At 39.4% G+C, this 19,977-nt stretch carries 20 protein-coding genes and 1 other RNA gene; 11 read left to right on the top strand and 10 right to left on the bottom strand.

Features of this window, described 5'->3' with window-relative positions; all coding sequences use genetic code 11:
- Positions 1-66 precede the first annotated feature (66 nt).
- The 3 genes from ssrS to NQ782_RS12910 all read right to left on the bottom strand — a co-directional run bounded on the left by ssrS (position 67) and on the right by NQ782_RS12910 (position 1,186).
- Positions 67-251, bottom strand: a non-coding RNA gene (ssrS, locus tag NQ782_RS12920) — 6S RNA.
- Positions 252-344: 93 nt separating this feature from the next.
- On the bottom strand, positions 345-629 hold the full coding sequence (locus tag NQ782_RS12915) for a cell division protein ZapA (protein WP_000003719.1): 285 nt from the start codon (positions 627-629) through the stop codon (positions 345-347).
- Complete coding sequence (locus NQ782_RS12910) at positions 626-1,186, bottom strand: hypothetical protein (protein ID WP_000893185.1); 561 nt, start codon at positions 1,184-1,186, stop codon at positions 626-628. Before NQ782_RS12910 ends, NQ782_RS12915 begins: the two co-directional genes overlap by 4 nt.
- A gap of 64 nt (positions 1,187-1,250) precedes the next feature.
- Here NQ782_RS12910 and NQ782_RS12905 point away from each other — a divergent pair, with 64 nt between their 5' ends.
- From NQ782_RS12905 to NQ782_RS12885, 5 genes are all read left to right on the top strand, one after another.
- Positions 1,251-1,883, top strand: coding sequence for a UPF0149 family protein (locus NQ782_RS12905; protein ID WP_057094463.1), 633 nt, complete (start codon positions 1,251-1,253; stop codon positions 1,881-1,883).
- A 67-nt stretch (positions 1,884-1,950) separates the two neighbouring features.
- Positions 1,951-3,273 (top strand): Xaa-Pro aminopeptidase, encoded by a 1,323-nt coding sequence (gene pepP, locus NQ782_RS12900; RefSeq protein WP_057094461.1) that lies wholly within the window; start codon positions 1,951-1,953, stop codon positions 3,271-3,273.
- A 31-nt stretch (positions 3,274-3,304) separates the two neighbouring features.
- Positions 3,305-4,513 (top strand): FAD-dependent monooxygenase, encoded by a 1,209-nt coding sequence (locus NQ782_RS12895; RefSeq protein ID WP_001187366.1) that lies wholly within the window; start codon positions 3,305-3,307, stop codon positions 4,511-4,513.
- Positions 4,510-5,742 (top strand): FAD-dependent monooxygenase, encoded by a 1,233-nt coding sequence (locus NQ782_RS12890; protein ID WP_057094459.1) that lies wholly within the window; start codon positions 4,510-4,512, stop codon positions 5,740-5,742. The genes NQ782_RS12895 and NQ782_RS12890 overlap by 4 nt, the downstream gene beginning before the upstream one ends.
- 209 nt (positions 5,743-5,951) lie before the next feature.
- Positions 5,952-6,203 (top strand): hypothetical protein, encoded by a 252-nt coding sequence (locus NQ782_RS12885; RefSeq protein WP_000129799.1) that lies wholly within the window; start codon positions 5,952-5,954, stop codon positions 6,201-6,203.
- Positions 6,204-6,257: 54 nt separating this feature from the next.
- Here the strand turns inward: NQ782_RS12885 and NQ782_RS12880 are convergent, their stop codons facing one another.
- Positions 6,258-6,659 carry a MerR family transcriptional regulator gene (locus NQ782_RS12880; protein ID WP_057094457.1) on the bottom strand — a complete coding sequence of 134 codons (402 nt, stop codon included), beginning with the start codon at positions 6,657-6,659 and terminating at the stop codon, positions 6,258-6,260.
- Positions 6,660-6,724: 65 nt separating this feature from the next.
- On the opposite strand from NQ782_RS12880, the gene NQ782_RS12875 reads away from it, so the two are divergent.
- On the top strand, positions 6,725-7,366 hold the full coding sequence (locus tag NQ782_RS12875; RefSeq protein WP_000896580.1) for a cation transporter: 642 nt from the start codon (positions 6,725-6,727) through the stop codon (positions 7,364-7,366).
- A 57-nt stretch (positions 7,367-7,423) separates the two neighbouring features.
- On the opposite strand, the gene NQ782_RS12870 is transcribed toward NQ782_RS12875, so the two are convergent.
- Entirely contained in the window at positions 7,424-8,026 is a 603-nt protein-coding gene (locus tag NQ782_RS12870) for a LysE/ArgO family amino acid transporter (RefSeq protein ID WP_057094467.1), read from the bottom strand.
- 107 nt (positions 8,027-8,133) lie between these two features.
- On the opposite strand from NQ782_RS12870, the gene NQ782_RS12865 reads away from it, so the two are divergent.
- Complete coding sequence (locus tag NQ782_RS12865) at positions 8,134-9,024, top strand: LysR family transcriptional regulator ArgP (protein WP_031962848.1); 891 nt, start codon at positions 8,134-8,136, stop codon at positions 9,022-9,024.
- A 2-nt stretch (positions 9,025-9,026) separates the two neighbouring features.
- Here the strand turns inward: NQ782_RS12865 and NQ782_RS12860 are convergent, their stop codons facing one another.
- Together NQ782_RS12860 and rsmI are read right to left on the bottom strand one after the other, a co-directional pair.
- Entirely contained in the window at positions 9,027-9,416 is a 390-nt protein-coding gene (locus tag NQ782_RS12860; RefSeq protein WP_057094455.1) for a hypothetical protein, read from the bottom strand.
- A gap of 94 nt (positions 9,417-9,510) precedes the next feature.
- Positions 9,511-10,347, bottom strand: coding sequence for a 16S rRNA (cytidine(1402)-2'-O)-methyltransferase (gene rsmI, locus NQ782_RS12855; protein WP_057094453.1), 837 nt, complete (start codon positions 10,345-10,347; stop codon positions 9,511-9,513).
- A gap of 193 nt (positions 10,348-10,540) precedes the next feature.
- Here rsmI and NQ782_RS12850 point away from each other — a divergent pair, with 193 nt between their 5' ends.
- The 3 genes from NQ782_RS12850 to NQ782_RS12840 all read left to right on the top strand — a co-directional run bounded on the left by NQ782_RS12850 (position 10,541) and on the right by NQ782_RS12840 (position 12,597).
- A complete protein-coding gene (locus NQ782_RS12850) occupies positions 10,541-10,942 on the top strand; it encodes a YraN family protein (RefSeq protein WP_057094465.1) in 402 nt (133 codons plus the stop codon).
- Between the two features lie 80 nt (positions 10,943-11,022).
- The gene (locus NQ782_RS12845; protein ID WP_000919363.1) at positions 11,023-11,730 is read left to right on the top strand and encodes a BON domain-containing protein; all 708 of its coding nucleotides are present in this window, start codon (positions 11,023-11,025) and stop codon (positions 11,728-11,730) included.
- Between the two features lie 3 nt (positions 11,731-11,733).
- The gene (locus NQ782_RS12840) at positions 11,734-12,597 is read left to right on the top strand and encodes an alpha/beta hydrolase (protein WP_001048903.1); all 864 of its coding nucleotides are present in this window, start codon (positions 11,734-11,736) and stop codon (positions 12,595-12,597) included.
- Between the two features lie 22 nt (positions 12,598-12,619).
- On the opposite strand, the gene nudC is transcribed toward NQ782_RS12840, so the two are convergent.
- From nudC to dnaQ, 3 genes are all read right to left on the bottom strand, one after another.
- Positions 12,620-13,363: an NAD(+) diphosphatase gene (gene nudC / locus NQ782_RS12835; RefSeq protein WP_001292948.1), complete on the bottom strand. Its 744-nt coding sequence runs from the start codon at positions 13,361-13,363 to the stop codon at positions 12,620-12,622.
- A complete protein-coding gene (locus tag NQ782_RS12830; protein WP_001289243.1) occupies positions 13,363-15,006 on the bottom strand; it encodes a hypothetical protein in 1,644 nt (547 codons plus the stop codon). Before NQ782_RS12830 ends, nudC begins: the two co-directional genes overlap by 1 nt.
- Positions 15,007-15,138: 132 nt before the next feature.
- Positions 15,139-16,518: a DNA polymerase III subunit epsilon gene (dnaQ, locus tag NQ782_RS12825; RefSeq protein WP_000084042.1), complete on the bottom strand. Its 1,380-nt coding sequence runs from the start codon at positions 16,516-16,518 to the stop codon at positions 15,139-15,141.
- Between the two features lie 232 nt (positions 16,519-16,750).
- Here dnaQ and NQ782_RS12820 point away from each other — a divergent pair, with 232 nt between their 5' ends.
- Complete coding sequence (locus NQ782_RS12820; protein WP_057094450.1) at positions 16,751-19,966, top strand: LysM peptidoglycan-binding domain-containing protein; 3,216 nt, start codon at positions 16,751-16,753, stop codon at positions 19,964-19,966.
- The last annotated feature ends 11 nt before the right edge of the window (positions 19,967-19,977 follow it).

The raw sequence follows: 19,977 nt of genomic DNA, 5'->3' as shown, positions 1-19,977 counted from the left end.
GACAGGTCTGTCTAGGTGTTTTAATTTGAAAATAAAATTTGAATTTATAGGTATTTATTTAAAAATAAATGCTCCGAAGATGCCGCTGCATGTCGTTACCCTTGAACCCTAAAGTTCAAGGTGGAGGTGACGCATACTTGCTGGGTTTCCTACTCGGGGTAGGCATACGCTCTAAATATGCAGAACACCATCCTAAAGAGATGATATCGGCTCAGGGGAATCAGACCGGCTGGCGAACATCCCAGAGACAGCTTTAGTATAACTGATCTGACTTCGTTGGCAATCATCTGAGCCTATCGAACTGTAAACTTACTTTGCGTTTGATGAAGCTTTATGCGAATTGTTTACACTATTTGTTCAACATCTTCCAAAATAGTCTGGAGTAAACGTTCACAATGCGCATATTCTTGCAAAGATTTATTTAAACTTAATACTTCTTGAGTAAGCTGTAGAGCTACCATGATGACAAGTTTATTATGCTCAACACGAGGTGCACTACGGCGCATATCGTTGAATTTTTCATTGAGAAGCTCAGCTGCACGTTCAAGCTCTTCTCTTTTATCAGAAGTCGTTGCAAGCCTAAAAGTTTGTTCAATCAGCCGAAGCTCTACCATGACTTGTTCACTCATGATTGTGTCTCCTCACCAGCTTCAGCATTTGGATGAGCAAGTTGCTGAATTTCTTGCGCATGTTGATCTTGAGCAGTACCTAAAATTGCTAAACGTTGAATGATGGCTTCAACTTTTGCTTTGGCAAGTTCATTTTTTTGTAACAAACGGTCACGATCTTGCTGCAAGTCGTGTAACTCTTGTTGAGTTTGACGTTGCTGTGACTGAAGTTTTTCTTTGGTAACGCGTAATTCATTACGCTCTGCCAAAATTTCCTGAAAACGATTTTTTAAATCGGTCGTACTTTTTTCTAGGCGGCTGTAACGCTCTGCAAGTGTGTTAGCATCTTGATTCAATTGTTGAAATTGGCCTTGTAACTGAGTGAGTTGCTCAGTTAATGTCTCAATTTCCTCTTGTTTTTTAGTGATGATGCTATTTTTTTGCACAACTTGTGCGTGATGCTCTGTTTCAGCCAGTTCTTTAGCTTCCGAGAGAGCAGAATTTTCACTCTCTAGATGATGTAAGCGTGTTTTTAAAACGCCAATATGCGCTTGTAGACGCTGTAATTGTTCTAACATAACGAGGTCGCACAGAATTGCAATCAAAGGTAATATATACGAAGTATAGAGATTGGATAAACGAATGCAAGACGATATTTCAGGCTGGACAGAATGGAACGCTCATTTTGAAGGAATTGAAGAAATTTCAAGCCCTAGTGAGTTACATGGTTTATTAACAGGTATTGTTTGTGTGACAGAAGCGCCTACGCGTGAAGAATGGACACAAATTTTAACAACTCTTAATGTGCCTGAGTTAAATGAAGAAGCTTTAGCGCTTTTAACAGATGAAGCAGAAGATGTAGCACATGCATTATCGGAAGATGAATTGGACTATTTACCAATGCTTCCAGATGATGAACATCTTCTTCAAGACCGTGTACAAGCATTGTCAGATTGGTGTGCTGGCGTTGTGCTCGGTTTTGGTTTGGCATCGGGCCATGTTCGTACAGATGAGCGTGAGTTGATCGAACATTTGCAAGATGTTGCAGCAGTAGAATTTGAAGACTCTGATAACGATGAAGAAGGCGAAAGCAGTTACGAAGAATTGTATGAATTTGTACGCCTTATTCCAGTAAGCTTATCTATTGGTAAAAAGAAAGTAACAGTGGCTGAAAGTTCATTGTTGAAAAACTTTTATGCAAAAAGTAAAACTTCTACTGTAGGCACCGCAGATCAAAATATTGTAGAAATGTTTACACCACATCGCCCAAGTTAATTGAGGCGATGTGTTATTGGCTGTGTTTAATTTTTTGACTTTAAAATTCTAAATCAAGTAGATCATTATGAAATTGCCTCAAGCTGATTTTCAACATCGCAGAAACCGTCTAGCAGAAAAAATGGGTCCAAACAGCATTGCGATTATTGCAACGCGTGAGGAAATGTACCGTAATCGTGATGCGGATTATAAATTCCGTGCCGATAGTAGTTTTTTCTATTTGACGGGTTTTGCAGAGCCTGAGGCAGTTGCTGTCATTGAAACCTTTGATGACGTTACTGACTATAGCTATAGTCTTTTTTGCCGTGAACGTAATCGTGAGATGGAAATCTGGAATGGTTATCGTGCGGGAATTGACGGCGCAATTGAAGAGTACGAAGCAGATGAAGCTTATGCAATTGATCTGCTTGATGAAGAAATTATTGAAAAATTATTAAATAAAGAGCGTCTTTATTATCGAATCGGACACAATGCTGCATTTGATGCCAGAGTAAGCCAATGGATCAAAAAAGCGAATGCCGAGCATCGTCATGAAGCCGCTCCAGCCCAGTTAGTTCAACTTGATCGCATTGTTGATGAAATGCGTTTAATTAAATCACCGCAAGAAATTGAGCTGATGCAAATTGCTTCAACAATTAGTGCTAAGGCACATACTCGTGCAATGCAAACTGTTCGCCCCGGCATGATGGAATATGCACTAGAAGCCGAGCTCAATTATATATTTGGGCAAAACGGCTGTGTGCCTTCTTACAACAGTATTGTTGGTGGCGGTGCCAATGCTTGTATTTTGCACTATGTTGAAAATAACCAAGCTCTTAAAGACGGTGATTTGGTTTTAATTGATGCTGCATGTGAATATGAGTTCTATGCATCGGATATTACCCGTACTTTTCCCGTAAATGGGAAATTTAGCCCCGAACAAAAAGCATTGTATGAAGTGGTATTAGCCTCTCAATATGCGGCGATTGATGCAGTACGTATAGGTAACTCATACCGTGAGCCTCATGAGGTGGCAGTCAAAATTTTAACGGAAGGCTTAGTTGATTTAGGTTTGCTCAAAGGTGATGTGAGTGAGCTGATTGAAACAGAAGCCTATCGTCAATTTTATATGCATGGTACAGGCCACTGGTTAGGTATGGATGTACATGATGTCGGTTCTTATAAAAAAGATGACGACTGGCGCCAATATGAAGAGGGCATGGTTGTTACTGTTGAACCCGGTTTATACATTGCACCAGATGACGAAACTGTAGATAAAAAATGGTGTGGTATTGGCATTCGTATTGAAGATGATGTAGTCGCAACCTCAAAAGGCCCACGAGTTTTAACGGCCGATGTGGTTAAAGATATTGCAGATATTGAACATTTAATGGCGCAAGCTAAAGCATAATTAAACGTATTCGCCAAAGGAGCAAAACTCGATGCAACAACAAGTGATTATTGTAGGTGGGGGTATGGTGGGTTTAAGCCTTTCCCTCATGCTGGCGAAGGCTAATATCGCGGTAAAGCTATTAGAAGCTGTGAAATACCCAAACTATGATGATCAAAATGTTGCCCCTTATCATTCCAGTTTTGATGCGCGAAATACGGCTTTATCACGTCGTAGCGTACAGATTTATCAGAAGTTAGGGTTATGGGATGCCTTACAACAGCATGCCACTCCAATTTTGCAAGTTCACATTACTGAGCAAGGCAGTTTTGGTAAAGCTCGTTTAGTTGCAGAACAAGAAAAAGTGGAAAGCTTTGGACAAGTCATTGAAAATGCATGGCTCGGTCGTGTTTTATTAACTCAAGTACGTCAACAACCTTTGATTGAACTGATTGATGGCGTACAAGTAATTGCTTTAACTCAAGACGCTGAACAGGTACATATTGAAGCTCAGCGTGGTGATGAAGTCTTAAAGCTTGAGTCAAAATTATTAATTGCAGCAGATGGGCGAGATTCTTTCTGTCGTCAAGCAATTGGTGTGGGTGTTGATGTCCACGACTATGATCAGGTTGCGATCGTTACGACTGTTCAGACTTCAAAACCGCATGAGCATGTAGGATTTGAGCGTTTTAGTGCATTAGGGCCTTTAGCTTTGTTGCCTTTACCGGGTGAATACCGTCGCTCAGTGGTATGGCCTGTTAAAAAAGGCACTGAAGGTGAGTGGTTGGGTGAAGAAAACGACCAACACTTTTTAGATGCTTTGCAAAAAACTTATGGTGACAGAGCGGGTAAATTTGAAAAAACGGGTAAACGCTTTAGTTATCCGCTTTCACAAGTGCTTGCGCATAAACAAGCGGTTGGACGCGTTATTTTAATGGGTAATGCAGCACACACTATTCATCCGGTTGCAGGCCAAGGTTTTAATTTATGTCTGCGTGATGCAGATGTATTGCTGCGTTATTTAGTGAACCAGTTAAGCGCATCTGATGATATTGGTAACCCAGATAATTTACTTGCGTATGAACAAGCCCGTTTATCTGACCAGCAGCGAGTAATTAAATTTTGCGATACCGTAGTCCGGGGCTTTAGTAACCAAAACCCATTATTAAAATTAATCCGTAATACGGGATTAATTGCATTTGATGTCATTCCGGGTGTGAAGCCACTGGTAGCAAACTATGCAATGGGGTTAAAAGCATGAGTGAAGTGTTAGATGTCGTCATTGTTGGTGGTGGACTAGTTGGTGGCTTAACTGCTTTATTACTTGCACAAGGTGGTGTACAGCCTACCGTGCTTGATGCTGCCCCTGTACTTGATGTTGAAAAAACATTAAGCGTGATGAATCCACGTGTTTTAGCACTTAGCCAAGCGACGATTCATTTACTTAAAACAGTCAATGTCTGGGATGATTTGGCACGTCAAATGCCTTATACCGGCATGCAAGTGTGGAATTTAAATGGCTATGGGGAAATTAATTTTGGCCATGAGTCTGTACAAAGACCAATGCCAGAGCAAGCCTTGGGTTCTATGGTTGAGCCAAGTGTATTGAATGTTGCTATTCAACAAAAAATGCTTGAACAGTTAACAGATTATCGTACTCAAGTCCGTGTGACACGTATTGAGCAAGGTGTCGGGTGTTGGCATATTCAATTGGCAGATGGCACGACACTTAAAACTAAACTGCTTATTGGTGCTGATGGTGCCAATTCATTTGTACGTGAGCAAGCCTTTATTGATCTAGATGTACTAGATTACAAACAAGCAGCGATTAGCTGTGCGATAAAAACGTCTAAGCCTCATCATTATGTTGCTAGGCAAATCTTCTTACCTACAGGGCCTTTAGCATATTTGCCAATGGCGAGTCTTGAAGAAAGTGAAAATGGCTACTGGCAGTCCATTGTCTGGACACTACCAGATGATTATGCCGATGAATATTCAGCTTTAAGTGATGCTGAGTTTATGCAACTTCTAACTCGTGAAAGCCAACATATGTTGGGTGAAGTGCTCGATGTTCGTTCAAGAGCCCAATTTCCATTGAAAGCGCGTGCCGCAAAACAATACGTTAAAGATGGCCTAGCCCTCATTGGCGATGCAGCTCATGTGATTCATCCACTTGCTGGACAAGGGGTGAATATTGGTTGTTTAGATGCAGCTGTACTCTGTGATGCACTATTGCATGATTTAGGTCGTGGTGTATGGGCGCATGAACAAACCTTAATGCGTTATGAACACCGCCGTAAAGGACAGAATGATGCGATGATGCATAGTATGTCGGCAATTGGTTGGCTAGAAAGCAGTGAGCTATTTCCATTGATTTGGGCCCGGAATGTGGGACTCAAGCAAATTGAACAAATTTCGTTCTTAAAAGAGCGTTTTATGCAACAAGCAAATGGTTTAGGGGCTTTACAAAACACCCAGTATAGTCGTTAAAATAATTACGAAGTTTATGCTCTACTGATCTAAATAAATATCAGTAGATATTTTTTAAACAATCATTTATATATCATTACCAATTCGGTCAGAAAAGATACGGATTTGACCAATTTGGCTCTTTGCTAAATGCAAAGAGATTGCTAAATTTCTGAGGTCTCGAAGACCATAGCGATGATGCAATACAAATCATTGTGGGGAGTGTAAAAATGACAGATATCAATGATTATGAAGATGCAGAAGATTCTGCTGTAGATGAAGATGAAGCCAAAGCGGCTGAAAGTGGCGCAGCTGATGAAGAAGCAGGCAACTTAACTGATGCCGATCTTGCAGAAGCAGAAACGCTTACTGTAACTGCGAAACAAAAACAACGCCAAGCGTTGGAAGATGAAGTCGCTGCGTTTTTAGCTCGTGGCGGAAGAATCACAGAAGTTCCACCAGATGAACATAGCGATCGTTAATATTAAAAAAGCATCACTTGAGTGATGCTTTTTTATTGCCCGTTTTATGATGATTTAAAGATGGTTTTGTAGTTCTTTTAAAATGCCGCATTCATCTACTGTACGGTCGGTAGAGCAGTGTTGTTTTAAATCGATTAGGGTTTCTTTTAAAAGCAATAGACGTTCAATCTTTTCCGATACTTCTATCAAGTATTTATTCACCAAATTATCAACTTCCGTACAAGCCCGTTTCGGCTGAGCTTTCATTTCTTTTAGTGTTTTAATATCACTGAGAGAAATATCTAATTCACGGCAATGTTTAATAAATAATAGGTCTGCGAGTGTTTGATCTGTGTAAACACGATAATTATTTTCTGAGCGCTGAATGCGGTCCAATACACCTACTTTTTCGTAATAACGAATAGTATCGATCGGGACATTTGCTTTTTTTGATAATTGACCAATAGAAAGACTCATAAGACTTGACTCTGGAGCTACTCAAGGGTTTTTAATCACTATAAAAGAGTTTTTGAGGAAATAAAATGGCTGGATGTGGATGTGCTTCAACCTGCTCTCCTACAAAGAAAGCAAGCCCGCGCTTTAGAAAAGCGTTATGGATTGCTCTTGTAATTAATGCACTCATGTTTGTCGTTGAGATAGTCGGCGGTTATAAAGCCCAATCTGTTTCATTATGGGCAGATGCATTAGATTTTGCAGGAGATGCAGCAAATTATGCTTTGTCTTTAGTTGTACTCTCGATGAGCCTTTATTGGCGCGCAACCGCAGCACTTGTTAAGGGTATAACGATGGCCGCTTTTGGTTTCTTCGTCATTGCAAAAGTGGTATGGTCATTTTTTCATGGAGTTTCACCTGAACCGATGGTTATGGGGGCAATTGGGGTAATGGCTTTAATTGCTAACGTTTCCGTTGCTTTAATGCTTTATGCATTTAGAGATGGTGATGCCAATATGCGTTCTGTGTGGCTGTGTAGTCGAAATGACTCTATCGCCAATATTGCTGTTGTTTTGGCTGCTGTAGGCGTGTTTGGAACAGGCACTATATTTCCTGATTTGTTCGTAGCCTTTGTTATTGCATATTTAGGTGTATCTTCGGGTTACGCTGTGATTAAGCAATCATTACAAGAAAGAAAACAATCAAAGTTAATGTTGGGTTCAGAAGCTTAATCTTGATTGCATAAAAAAGTACCATGCTTACATGGTACTTTTTTGTTTTTGAATGCATTAGATGAGAAGTGATATTGCGATACTCCACATAACGCAACCAATCATGAAATCTAAAATTTTCCAAGCTTTTGGATTGATAAATAATGGTTTTAGAAATCTTGCACCATAGCCTAGACTGAAAAAGAAGATCCAAGAGGCAAGAATGCTACCTAAGGCAAAACTGATTTTATCTTCTAGCTGTGTCGCAACCGAACCAATCAGTACAATGGTATCTAAATAAACATGTGGATTCAGCCAAGTAAAGGCAAGACAGGTTATAAGTGCTTGGGTTAAAGTCTGCTTTTGGCTGCTATCAAGCTCCATGCCTTGGTTAGTTTTAAACGCGGCATAGAAGGCTTTTGCACCGTAGACGAATAAGAACGTTGCCCCTAAATATTTAGCGATTGTGATTAAGATGGGTGATGCTGTCATAATTTCGGCAAAACCTAATACACCACAGGCGATTAAAATTGAATCGGACAGGGCACAAATTAAACATAGCCAAAATACATATTGCTGTTTAAGCCCTTGCTTTAGAACAAAAGCATTTTGGGCACCAATTGCTACAATTAGGCCGCTACCAATACCTAAACCTTTAAAAAACACACTCAGAGAAAGCATAACCATTAAGCAGAAACAAATCAGATGGGGGAATTATCTGACTTTTTATTAAGAAATAAGTAAAATTAAGAATATTTAGGTTTGGCTAAAAATAATTTAGGTTTTGTATGTTAGATAGTAAGCAGTGTGAAGCTTTTCTGGCGGTTGCAGAAGTCGGGAGTTTTGATGCGGCAGGAGAGCACTTATGTATAACTCCCTCTGCTGTATCACTACGTGTACAAGCGCTAGAAAAATATTTAGGTCAGATTTTAATTATACGTGGCCGTCCTTGTGTACTTACACAAGCAGGGCAAACCTTACTCCAGCATTTACGTCATACAAGGCTAATGGAGCAAAATCTATTACAAGGCTTAATGGGCAAATCATCCGACTCAGAATTTTATAAAATTGCGTTGGCTTCAAATGCAGACTCATTAGCAACTTGGCTTTTACCCAGTATTCAGCAAACACTTTTTAAAGAAAAAATAGTGTTAGAGCTAAAAATTGATGATCAATCACACACGCATACTTTGCTAGAAACGGGGCAGGTCAATGCATGTATTACAGCAGAAGAGCAAGTGATGGCGGGTTGCTTAGCTCAGCCTCTTGGTAAAATGCGCTATAAAATGCTGGCATCGGCCGAGTTTGTAAATCGGTGGTTTAGTGGTGGAATTAACCGAGAAGTTTTAAGAAAAACACCGGCGGTTATTTTTAACCATAAAGATTTAATGCATTCAGAGGTTTTATTAAAAGGATACGGTTTACCAATGCAGAGTTATCCTTATAGTTTTATTCCGGCAACAGATGCTTTTGTTAAAGCAATTCAGCTAGGTTTGGGTTATGGCATGGTGCCCGAGCTTCAGGTTCAACCATTACTCGAAAATGGAACACTTATTGATATTATGCCTGAGGCTCAACTTGATGTTCCTTTATATTGGCATCACTGGAAAAGACAGTCGAAACAACTTGATGTACTGACTGAGACCATTGTTGAATCAGCAAAACAGATATTGAGATAATTTTAGATCTTAGTTTTTAAATGTCGATTTGAAATGTGTTGAATATAAAACTCTATATCATCTTGTGTTGAGTAACCTAAAAGTTGTCCGATTCTACGGTCAAGCTCTAAGCGATCTTCGAGCTGAGTCTCCTTTAGTGATTTTTCAATACATAACATGAGTTCATTCAAATCTGCTAAAGACGCATCTTTATAGATCAACATAATTGAAAAGGGGAGAGACAGAGAAGTTTCAATGTCTTTACTGAGCATAGATAAAGATCCTTGCTCAAGATGTTTTATAAATTCAATGGGTAATAACTCATAAAAATAAGCGATAGGTTTTTTGCCTGAAAGTAATAATTCTAGTTCTTGTCCTTCATGCGGGCCAAGTTTTCCAAGTGATTCAGTCATATCAATACTCTTATTTTTTTATCTTTAATATTGTTATGCAAAATTTATGCGCGGTGATGACATAGGCATTGGTCATCACCGTTTAGTTAATAAATTAAGATTGTGTTAACTCAAGCGCACGTTGATAAGCGACTTTTTTCTTAATACCCGTTAAATCAGCAGCCAGTTGAGATGCTGCTTTAACTGATAAATCTTGAAGTAAGCGCTTTAAAAGCTCATCTAGTTTTTCTTGTTCCAGATCGGTTTTTTCTGGTGCACCGCCAACTACAAGAACAATTTCACCTTTTTCTTGGTTATGGTCATTTTCAATAAAACTAACCAAATCTTTTAAGGTCATTTTTTTGATCGTTTCAAATGTTTTGGTAATTTCACGCGCGAAACCTACAGGGCGGTTTTCACCAAATACTTCAGCCATATTTTTTACGCATTCTAAAATACGATGTGGCGCTTCATAGAAAATTAAGGTTTGAGTTTCATTTTTAAGCTTTTCGAGTTGCGAAATACGTTGAGAAGCCTTTGATGGTAAAAAGCCTTCAAAACTAAAACGGTCACTTGGTAGACCTACAGCACTTAAAGCAGCAATTGCAGCACATGCACCCGGTACAGGTACAACCCTAATACCATTTTCTTGAGCAGCACGAACCAGTTTAAACCCAGGGTCACTAATAAGTGGTGTGCCTGCATCACTAATCAAAGCAATATTTTCACCAGCAAGTAGCTTTTGAACTAACTGCTCAATTTTGTTGCTTTCATTATGGTCGTGGCATGCGGTAAGTGGGGTAGATATATTATAGTGTTTGAATAATTGAGCTGATTGGCGTGTATCTTCGGCAGCAACAACAGAAACTGTTTTTAAGATATCAATTGCACGGAAAGTCATATCATCTAAGTGCCCGATTGGGGTGGCTACAACAAATAACTGAGCACTCATTTGGTTTTTACTCCGTACAGATAAACAATTTTAATGGGTTAGTGTACCCGAAATTATGTTTTTGGCGTGAACAATGTCAGTAGGCTTTTTATTTTTCGAAACATCTGCTTTTGATTTGTTCAATTCAAAAATAAAAAGGTATAGAACCGGCTTTAACAGTATTTACATTTTTAATTGGGGAAACAAAAAAATTATGTTAGTTGCACAGCAGTTGGGCCAATGGGCGGAACAAACAGCACTAAAACTTTTAAAAGAACAAAATTATGAATGGGTCGCCAGTAATTATCATTCACGCCGTGGAGAGGTCGATCTGATTGTAAAACGTGGTAACGAATTGATTTTTGTTGAGGTAAAAGCGCGAGGGCAGGGAAATTATGGTCAAGCTTGTGAAATGGTGACCTTGAGCAAACAGAAAAAAATAATTAAGACGGCGATGAGGTTTTTAAAGCGCTACCCATCTTATCAGGATTTTTATTGTCGTTTTGATGTGATTTGTTTTGATTTTCCACAGAAAATTGCAAAAACAGTACAGCAAGACTTTTCAAAATTCCATTATGATCTGCAATGGATCGAAAATGCATTTACTTTGGATTAAGAGTTCATTACTCTTTTGAGCAAATTAAAGACCGATGTTTTATGATCAAGCCAAGAAGAGATTGATAGGAGTCTGGTGGAGTGTTGAAACGTATTGCTGTAACAGCGCTTTGTGTCGCAAGTTTGTCAGGTTGCGCAAGTTTTATTTCTGGTGGAACAGGTACAGCTCCAGTTGGAACAGATAGTGGTGTACGTAGCTTAGGCCAAGTATTTATTGATTCTTCAATTAAGCGTACAGCGAATATTAACCTCTATAAGCTTGATCAGCGTTTTAAACAATCTCGTATTAACATCGAAAGCTTCCATAGCACAGTATTGTTAACTGGACAGGTGCCAGACCCATACTTAAAACAGTTGGCAGAAGACAACGTTAAAGCCATGAGTGATGTGAAAGCCGTACATAACTATATTACGGTGGGTAACAAAGTAAGCTATAACACGATTATGCAAGATGCTGGGGTAACTGCAAATACACGTGCTTTATTAATGAAAGCGCCAGTAGTATCGGACAGTAAAGTACTGGTCCATACCGAAGATGGTGTTTTATACGTGATGGGCCGTTTAAACACAGCTGAAATTAATGATTTAAACAATGTGCTTCAAAATGTCGGTAACGTGACTAAGATTGTAACGCTCATTGATAATATTGATTTAGCGCCTGCTCCAGCAGCGAGTACTGCCAGCGCAACAACTACACCAGTAATTAATAATGTTCTTGCTCAACCAACAGTTCAAACTCCTGTTGCAATTGATCCGGACCAAACAGATCCAGCATCTTCTGCACAATAAAATATGAACCTGATTGAACAATTACAAAGCAAAATTGAGCAGGCGAGAACTCTTTATAAAGAGTTCCGTCTGTATGATTTGGGGAGCTTTGCTTTAAACCGTTTTACGCCAAAAGATGGTTTTGAGCAGGTTTTAAATGTGCGTTATGGCTTAAAGCCTCGCCATCGTCTAGATATTTATCGTTCTACTAAGCGCTTAGCTCATCGACCACTCATTGTTTTTGTACATGGTGGTGCTTGGCAACATGGTAATAAACGAGACTATTTATTTGTGGGTGAAGCGTTTACGAAAGAAGGTTATGACGTTGCTGTCATTAACTATCAGCTCGCACCGAAGAATATTTTTCCAAGTTATGTCGATGACTTAACGCAAGCGTTAAACTATTTACACCAGAACCAAGAAAAATTGGAAATCTCGACAGAGAATATTGTGCTTATGGGACATTCGGCAGGTGCATTTAATGTGATGTCTGCTGTTTATCATCCAAAGCCAAATACAATTCAATGTTTAGGTAATATTAAAGCAATTTTTGGTTTGGCAGGTCCTTATCATTTTGATTATAAAGGTGATCCGCTTGCCGAAGATGCTTTTGATCAAAGCATTTCTTATAAAGAAGTGATGCCATATTATTTTGTAAATCAAAATCATATTAAGCATTATCTGCTCATGGCTGAAAATGATCAGCTTGTAAAAAAAGAAAATACCTTTGATCTTGATCAGGCACTTAGACAAAGCGGAAATCACAGTCATATCGCTGTGATTCCTAAAACAGGTCATATTACAATTTTGGCGAGTTTATCGAGCTTTGTAAGTCATTACTTCCGAACTAAACGGACCATTTTGCACTTTCTGGATGAAGTATTCTAAAACATCTGTTTGAGAGCGCAGATTACTTCGCTTGAGTAATCTGCGTAATCATTGCGTGTGCAATACTGCCTTTAAATGGAATTTCAGGTAGCTGATCAAATTTAAAGAACTGCGCATCGGCAATTTCATCTTCTTGCAAAGAAATTTCACCTGACTCATATTCAGCTCTAAATGCAATCATGAGATTGCTTGGAAAAGGCCAGGGTTGGCTTGACATATATTGAATATTTTTGAGTTTAAGTCCCACTTCTTCTAAAGCTTCGCGCTGAACAGCTTCTTCAAGCGTTTCCCCAACTTCTACAAATCCTGCGATCAAGCCATACATATTGGTTTTATTGTGAATAGATTTCGCCAATAAAATTTCATCATCGCCCTTAGTAATGATGGTGATAATACATGGGTTTACACGCGGATATTGGTGGTAGCGACAAGAAGGGCACACCATAGCATATTCTGTAGGGTGTACTTCGGTAGCATGCCCACAGTGGCTACAAAACTTGTGATTACGTCGCCATTCGAGCAACTGTACAGCACGACTTGCCTGTAAAAATTGTTCTTTTGACCAGTTGGAAATAAGTTGACGAATTGGAACGAGTTGCAGACCTTCCGGAATGGCTTCTTCACTCAACAGGTCACGTGCAATGACCTGTTCATCATGAGTGAAAAGGAGATCACTTGCTAACTTTTCGACTTTGGGTAATTGAAGGTTTTGGTCAACCAATAATTGTTGATGATGAAAAATATAAGCAAGTGATAACTCAGACATTAAGCTGCCTTTTTTTGAAGTTGTTGACTACTTAGCAATGCTACATCAAACATGGATTGTAGAACAGGCTGTTTATTTTTTAAATTGTCAACTAACATATCTAGCCCAGCTAAAACGTTAAAAATACAGTGAATCTGATCATGATTGAAAGGCTGATTTTGATCGATTTGCTTTTGTACAAATTTGGCAGTTTCAAGCAAAGCATTTTGTTGAACTGTGCTTCCTAAAAATTCAGCCGCGCCAGCCAACTCTTTTAAAGAGCCTGCAATTGCTTCAATATTTTGAGTTTGATCGTTGGCATAGAGAGTCAAACTTTGGCATACAAAATCGGTTAAATTTTTGGTCTCATTCAATAATGTCTGATGTGCTTCATCTAAACGATCTAGAGAGATATTGGTATTGTTCACACGAATTTGTAGACGGTTAGATGAATAATGGCGCACCAAAATACCAATGGCATTCATGGCAGATAAAATGCTTTTCATCAACTGCTGAGCATAGTTTTCGTTACTCAAGATATTGATTTGGCTTAAACTGCTGGCTTGTTGAGAAAGCTCTGAAGCAGCTTCATTTAAGTTGAGTAATTTAAAAGTATGAGCAAGCTGCATAAGATTGCTTTGTAGTTGCTGAGCTTTTTCTGGTGACATGTTTTGGTAGTTATATTCAATATCATTACGAACTTTATTCATTTCGCTTAAGATTAATTGACTTACCGTTTGCATGGTATCAAAGTCTGGACCATACAAGTGTTGGCTCAGTGCTTTAAGTTGAGTGTCGGTGAGAAACTCATGACCAATGTTTAACTGACTACGGATTTGCTGCGCAAGTTGGTCTTCTTGTCCAATCACAATACTCAGGATATCTGCTAGAGCAGTTAAGTTTGCTTCAAAGCCTTCAGGTGAAGCTAAAAATAAACTTATGGCATTTTCAAGGTTAATGAACACACGTAGGCGAGCATCATTTAAAACAAGTTCATCAATATGACTAAAGGCAGAGTTCACCAATTGCCAGTATTGCTGGCTTGGTTGACCTTGAGCCATGCTCACTAAATAACTGCCAATCAGTTTAAATGCTTGAAAGTCTCGAGCACTTTCAGTTTTATTTAAAAATTGATGTAGTGATAATTTATAAAGCTGATGGATAAACTGAGTTCTTTCATTAATAAGCACTTCGGGTAACGGTAACTCAAGTGAAACTGTTGAAAGCTTTGACGCAATCTGTTGTCCAGAAGAGGTTAGTGGCTTATTTAAGGCTTTTTCTAAATTATTTAAGGTGTCTAAAAGAAACTGAGGTACTTCGACTTCACGTAAACAGATGAACTCAATATAACGTTTAACCATGGTTGTGCCTTCACTTAAAGCAACAACGTCATCGGTATTGATGCGCTCTGGATTCGCCATAATCTTTTGCATCAACTCGGTTGAATATTGAGTGATTTTTGCCAAATACGGAATATCAATGAGACGTAAGACTTGAGTACATTGTTTAAATTGTTCTAATGCATCATCAATACCAAAAGGGAGAGCCTGTTCTTCAATTAAGGTACTTACAGCGCCTTCCACCAGTTTTATTGAATTATCAATTTCATTTTTAATGATGAGCAACGCTGTTGGATCAAATTGAATCGAATTATGCTCAGACATAAAAATTCCCCTTTGCAAAAAAATCAATTGTTATATTCGTCATGGCTCAATAGTTTGAGCTAAAAATCTATACGACTAATATAACTTAACTTGCAAAAGGGGAAACTAAAAAAACATTAGAGAATCAAAAATTTATTTTGCAAAAAGGCAAGGTTCTCCATGTTTTTTCTCAAATTCTTTGACCCAAGTCTCATGTATGTTTAGCTCTTCATCTGAAGGGTAAATAACAGGTAATTCAATTTGAACTCTAGCTTTGGTCGTTTTTTGCTGGTCACTTTCACTTTGCGATAGGGCATCCATATCAAAGGAAACTTGACCACCTGTCATTGCCAAGTAAACATCAGAAAGAATTTCAGCATCGAGTAATGCGCCGTGGAAAGTACGGTCACGCGCTGGAATTTCATAACGTCTAACTAAGGCATCAAGTGAGTTTTTCTGCCCAGGATGCTTATTTTTCGCTAAAGCTAAAGTATCGGTAACTTCACAAACTTCTGAAAGAGCAGGTAACCCAACACGTTTAAACTCCATATCTAAGAAGTTCATATCGAAGGTTGCGTTATGGGCAATAATTTCTGCGCCTTTTAGATATTCAAATAAGGTATCTGCAATTTCTGCATATTTTGGTTTGTCGACCAAAAACTCATCAGTAATACCGTGGACTTGAACAGAGTCACCCACTGGTTTTTCAGGATTAATATAAATGTGAATCGAACTGCCCGTAAGCTTACGGTTAATCATTTCGATGGCACCGACTTCAATAATGCGGTCACCATCTTGAAAATAGAAACCAGTTGTTTCCGTATCGAGTATGAGTTGTCTTGGGCCTTGTAATTTAAGCTTGGCTTCAGTCATCACAATTTGTGGATGAATATTGGTATTTTGCTGTTGTTCTTCTTGTTCTACAGCTTCAACTACATTCATTTCTTCATCCACAACAATCATCTCAACTTCTTGTGTCTGCTCTAAAGTGACTGTTTCATCTTCGGTTGTTTCAACCAGATCGAATCCGAAAGGATCGTCTAGTAACCAGTCCTGTTCAGGCTTTTTTATATCTTGCGATACAGTGGCTGACTGTGGTTGCTTAAGTTCTTGAGCAGTTTTGTCTGCACCTAAATTCGCAAGTTGGTCAGCCATTTCATTACCTGCATGTCCTGCATGGCCTTTAATCCAGTTCCATTCAATATTTCTACCCGCACAAACGGCATCGAGTTTTTGCCATAGGTCAGGATTTTTAACATCTTTCCAGTTTTTCTTTTTCCAACCATGAATCCATTCTGTAATACCTTGCTTCACATAATTTGAGTCTGTCCAGACAATTAATTGAGCATCAGGAGGGCAAAAAGAAATTCCTTCAATAGCCGCAGTAAGTTCCATACGGTTATTTGTTGTGTCGGGTTCACCGCCAAATAATTTATGTTCACCCTGCTCGGTAATGACATATGCACCCCAACCGCCTAAACCCGGATTGCCACGACATGCACCATCAACATACAGTGTGATTGTTTGAGACATAAATCGAAACCTAAACTGAAAGAAAAAGAGCTGAATTTGGTGTATTGTATACGCAAAAAGTTCGGTTCCATCGTTACAAAGCAAGCTTTTTTTAATTTCTTGTAACATTTCCATGCAAATGACATTAAATTATTGCCTTGTCTATCTTGCATGCTTTACTACAATGGCATCGAAGACCTAGGGTTTGTGGGCAGACCCCAAGAAATATTACGCGAGTTGTTTGGAAGTTTTTATGTATAAACCAACCACATTTGTGTGGCAGCCATCTGCAGCATCATTATTCAAAATTACAGTCCTTAGCTCTGCTTTAGCTGCGTTGGGTATTACAACAGGCTGTTCTTCGACTCCGCAATCTGCAAAAACCTCGAAAACAAAACAGGTGAGTGGAGCAGGCTATCTTGATGCAAGCAGTCTGGACTCTTTAGAAGACTTACTTTCAGCAACAGATATGCGTGCTGTAGAGGGCGACCGTTTACTTATTTTAAAACACGGTGATGTCTGGAAGCGTATGGCCGTAGGCTTCAAAATGGACCTTAATCATTGGGATCCACGTATTGAAGCGCAGCGTAGTTGGTTTATCTCACGTCAGCCCTACCTTGACCGCTTAAGTGCTCGCGCAAGTCGTTATTTATATCATACTGTTAAAGAAGCAGAACGCCGTGGTCTTCCAACCGAACTTGCATTATTACCAGTGATTGAAAGTTCATATGACCCAGCTGCAACAAGTAGTGCGGCGGCGGCGGGTTTATGGCAATTTATTCCAAGTACTGGTCGTATTTATGGTTTACAACAAACGGGTATGTACGACGGACGCCGTGATGTTGTGGAATCTACTCGTGCTGCCTATGAGTTTTTAGGAAGCTTATATAACCAGTTCGGTTCATGGGAATTAGCTTTGGCTGCTTATAACGCTGGTCCGGGTCGTATTCAACAAGCGATTAACCGAAATCAGGCTGCTGGTTTGCCAACAGACTATTGGTCACTAAAATTACCGCAAGAAACCATGAACTATGTTCCGCGTTTCTTGGCTGTTGCACAAATTATTAAAAACCCACGCGCTTATGGGGTTTCGTTACCTCCGATTGCAAACAGACCCCATTTCCGTGAAGTTACCTTATCTGCACCATTATCTTTAAATGAAATCGCGTCGGTGACGGGTCTTAGCCGTGCTGAGTTATATGCATTAAACCCAGGCTATCGTGGTGAAACAATAGACCCTGCAAGTCCAATGCGTATTTTGATTCCAGCTGATATAAGTCCTTCAGTTGATAACAAGCTAAAAGGGATGAAAGCAGGTGGAAGTTCAGGCTGGTGGGCAAGTGTTACTTCGCCGTCTAAGCCGACCACAACGACTTCAACTTCAGTCACAGTTAGAACTACTCCATCAACTCCAGCTCAGCCAGTAAGATCATCGACACCTGCTAAAACAAGTAGCAGCTCGGTAACAGTAAAAACTGCAACACCTCGTGGTTCTGATGCGCTAGCTGCTTTTGCAGCGTCAGCTGATGTACCAAGTGCACCACGTATTCCTGTTGCGGTCACTCCGGCTGCAAATATCAAACCTGTGAGAACGGAACCGCCAATTTCAGCAACTGAACGCGAGAAAATTTTAGCGGCAGTGCGTGCTGAAGGGGAAAAGGAAACAGTTGATCAAGCTTTAGAGCCTCAAGCTACTCAAGCTGAAAAAGATCAAGTTGTTGCCGAGTTAAAAGCACTTGCACCTCAGGGTACAGAAATTGTCGATCCGTATGACGGCAAAATTAAGTTAACCGCAATTCAGACCAGCCAATCTGTTGCTGAGCAGCAAGGTAAAGAAGTAAGTAAAGGTTTTGCTTATCCAAAAACTTTAGCTGAAGATGCAACTCTTGCAAACTCTGAAGATGCTCAGCGCAATAAAGATAAGCCTTATATTAAAACTGATACAGATGTTGTGGTTGTACAACCTAAAGGTAAGCGTAGTACTTATACAGTACAGCCTGGCGATACTTTAGCAGTTATTGCCATGAAGAATGGTGTGAACTGGCGTGATGTAGCTAAATGGAACCAGATTGACCCTGAAAAGACTTTATTTGTAGGAACCAGTCTATATCTCTATGATGCTAAGCCTCAAGAGGCGGAAACTACGGCAAAATCGGCAGCTAAACCTGATGTCTATGTTGTTCAAGCAAATGACAGTTTAACAGGAGTGGCAAATCAATTTAATTTGTCAGTGAAACAGCTAGCTGAATATAACGATTTGTCTGTAACAGATGGCTTGTTTGTAGGGCAAAAATTACAGTTAAAAGAACCTAAAGGTAATCGTGCTGCTAAAGTAGAGCCAAAGGCAATTCAAGCAAGTACACGTCGTATTGCAACAAAGAGTTATACGGTTAAACGTGGCGAATACTTGAAATTAATTGCAGACCGTTATGCATTATCTAATCAAGAGTTGGCAGACCTAACACCAGGGTTATCAGCTGGTAGTAATTTAATTGTAGGCCAAAAAATTAATGTACCTGCAAAAGAAATCACTGTTGATGAAGTTGATGACAGCAAGGCTTCTGGTAAATATGAAAAGCTTGCAGCAGGTCCATCATATAAAACTGAAAGTTATAAAGTACAGCGTGGCGACACATTATCAAGCATTGCGACCAAGTCTAAAATTAGCCTAGCTGAGCTTGCTGAACTGAACAACTTAAAAGCCAACAGTCATGTCCAACTGGGACAAACTCTAAAAGTTCCGGCTGGTGCATCAGTTCCTGACCAATATGTTGTGCAGTCAGGCGATAGCTTAAATGCAATTGCAGCTAAATATAACTTACAAACCAGTTATTTGGCTGATTTGAATGGTTTGTCACGTACTGCAGGCCTTCGTGCTGGTCAGCGTTTAAAATTAACTGGTGAAGTTGAAACAACTAGCAAAGTTTCGGCTAAAAATACCAAAGAAGAAACACCAGAAACCTACACAGTTAAATCTGGTGATAGCCTAGGAAATATCGCTAACCGCTATCATTTACAGTTAGATTACCTCGCTGCATTGAACGGTTTGTCTCGCAACAGTAATGTTCGTGTTGGTCAACGCTTAAAATTAACAGGTGATTTACCAACAGTAGAAACAGCTAAAACGGATACGGCGAAATCGTCTCCAAAAGCTGTAGTTGCAGGAAAAAATACTGAAAAGTACACGGTTAAAGCTGGTGAGTCGTTAAATGCTATTGCGAGTCGTGCGGGTATTTCAGTTCGTGAACTTGCTGAAATGAATGCATTAAAAGCAAATGCCAATTTACAGCGTGGACAAAATATTGTGATTCCAAAAACTGTAGTGGAATACAAAGTCAAACGTGGTGATACCTTAATTGGTCTTGCGAGTAAATATGGTTTAGAAACCACTTTATTGGCGGAACTCAACAACCTAACACCGTCGACTCAATTGCGTATTGGCGATATCATTAAAGTGCCTAATTTATAGAATAATTAGTA

It is taken from the genome of Acinetobacter sp. BD54 (assembly GCF_044778325.1).
In the GTDB taxonomy this organism is placed as follows: domain Bacteria; phylum Pseudomonadota; class Gammaproteobacteria; order Pseudomonadales; family Moraxellaceae; genus Acinetobacter; species Acinetobacter baumannii.
This window is presented reverse-complemented; position numbering and strand designations above follow the sequence as displayed.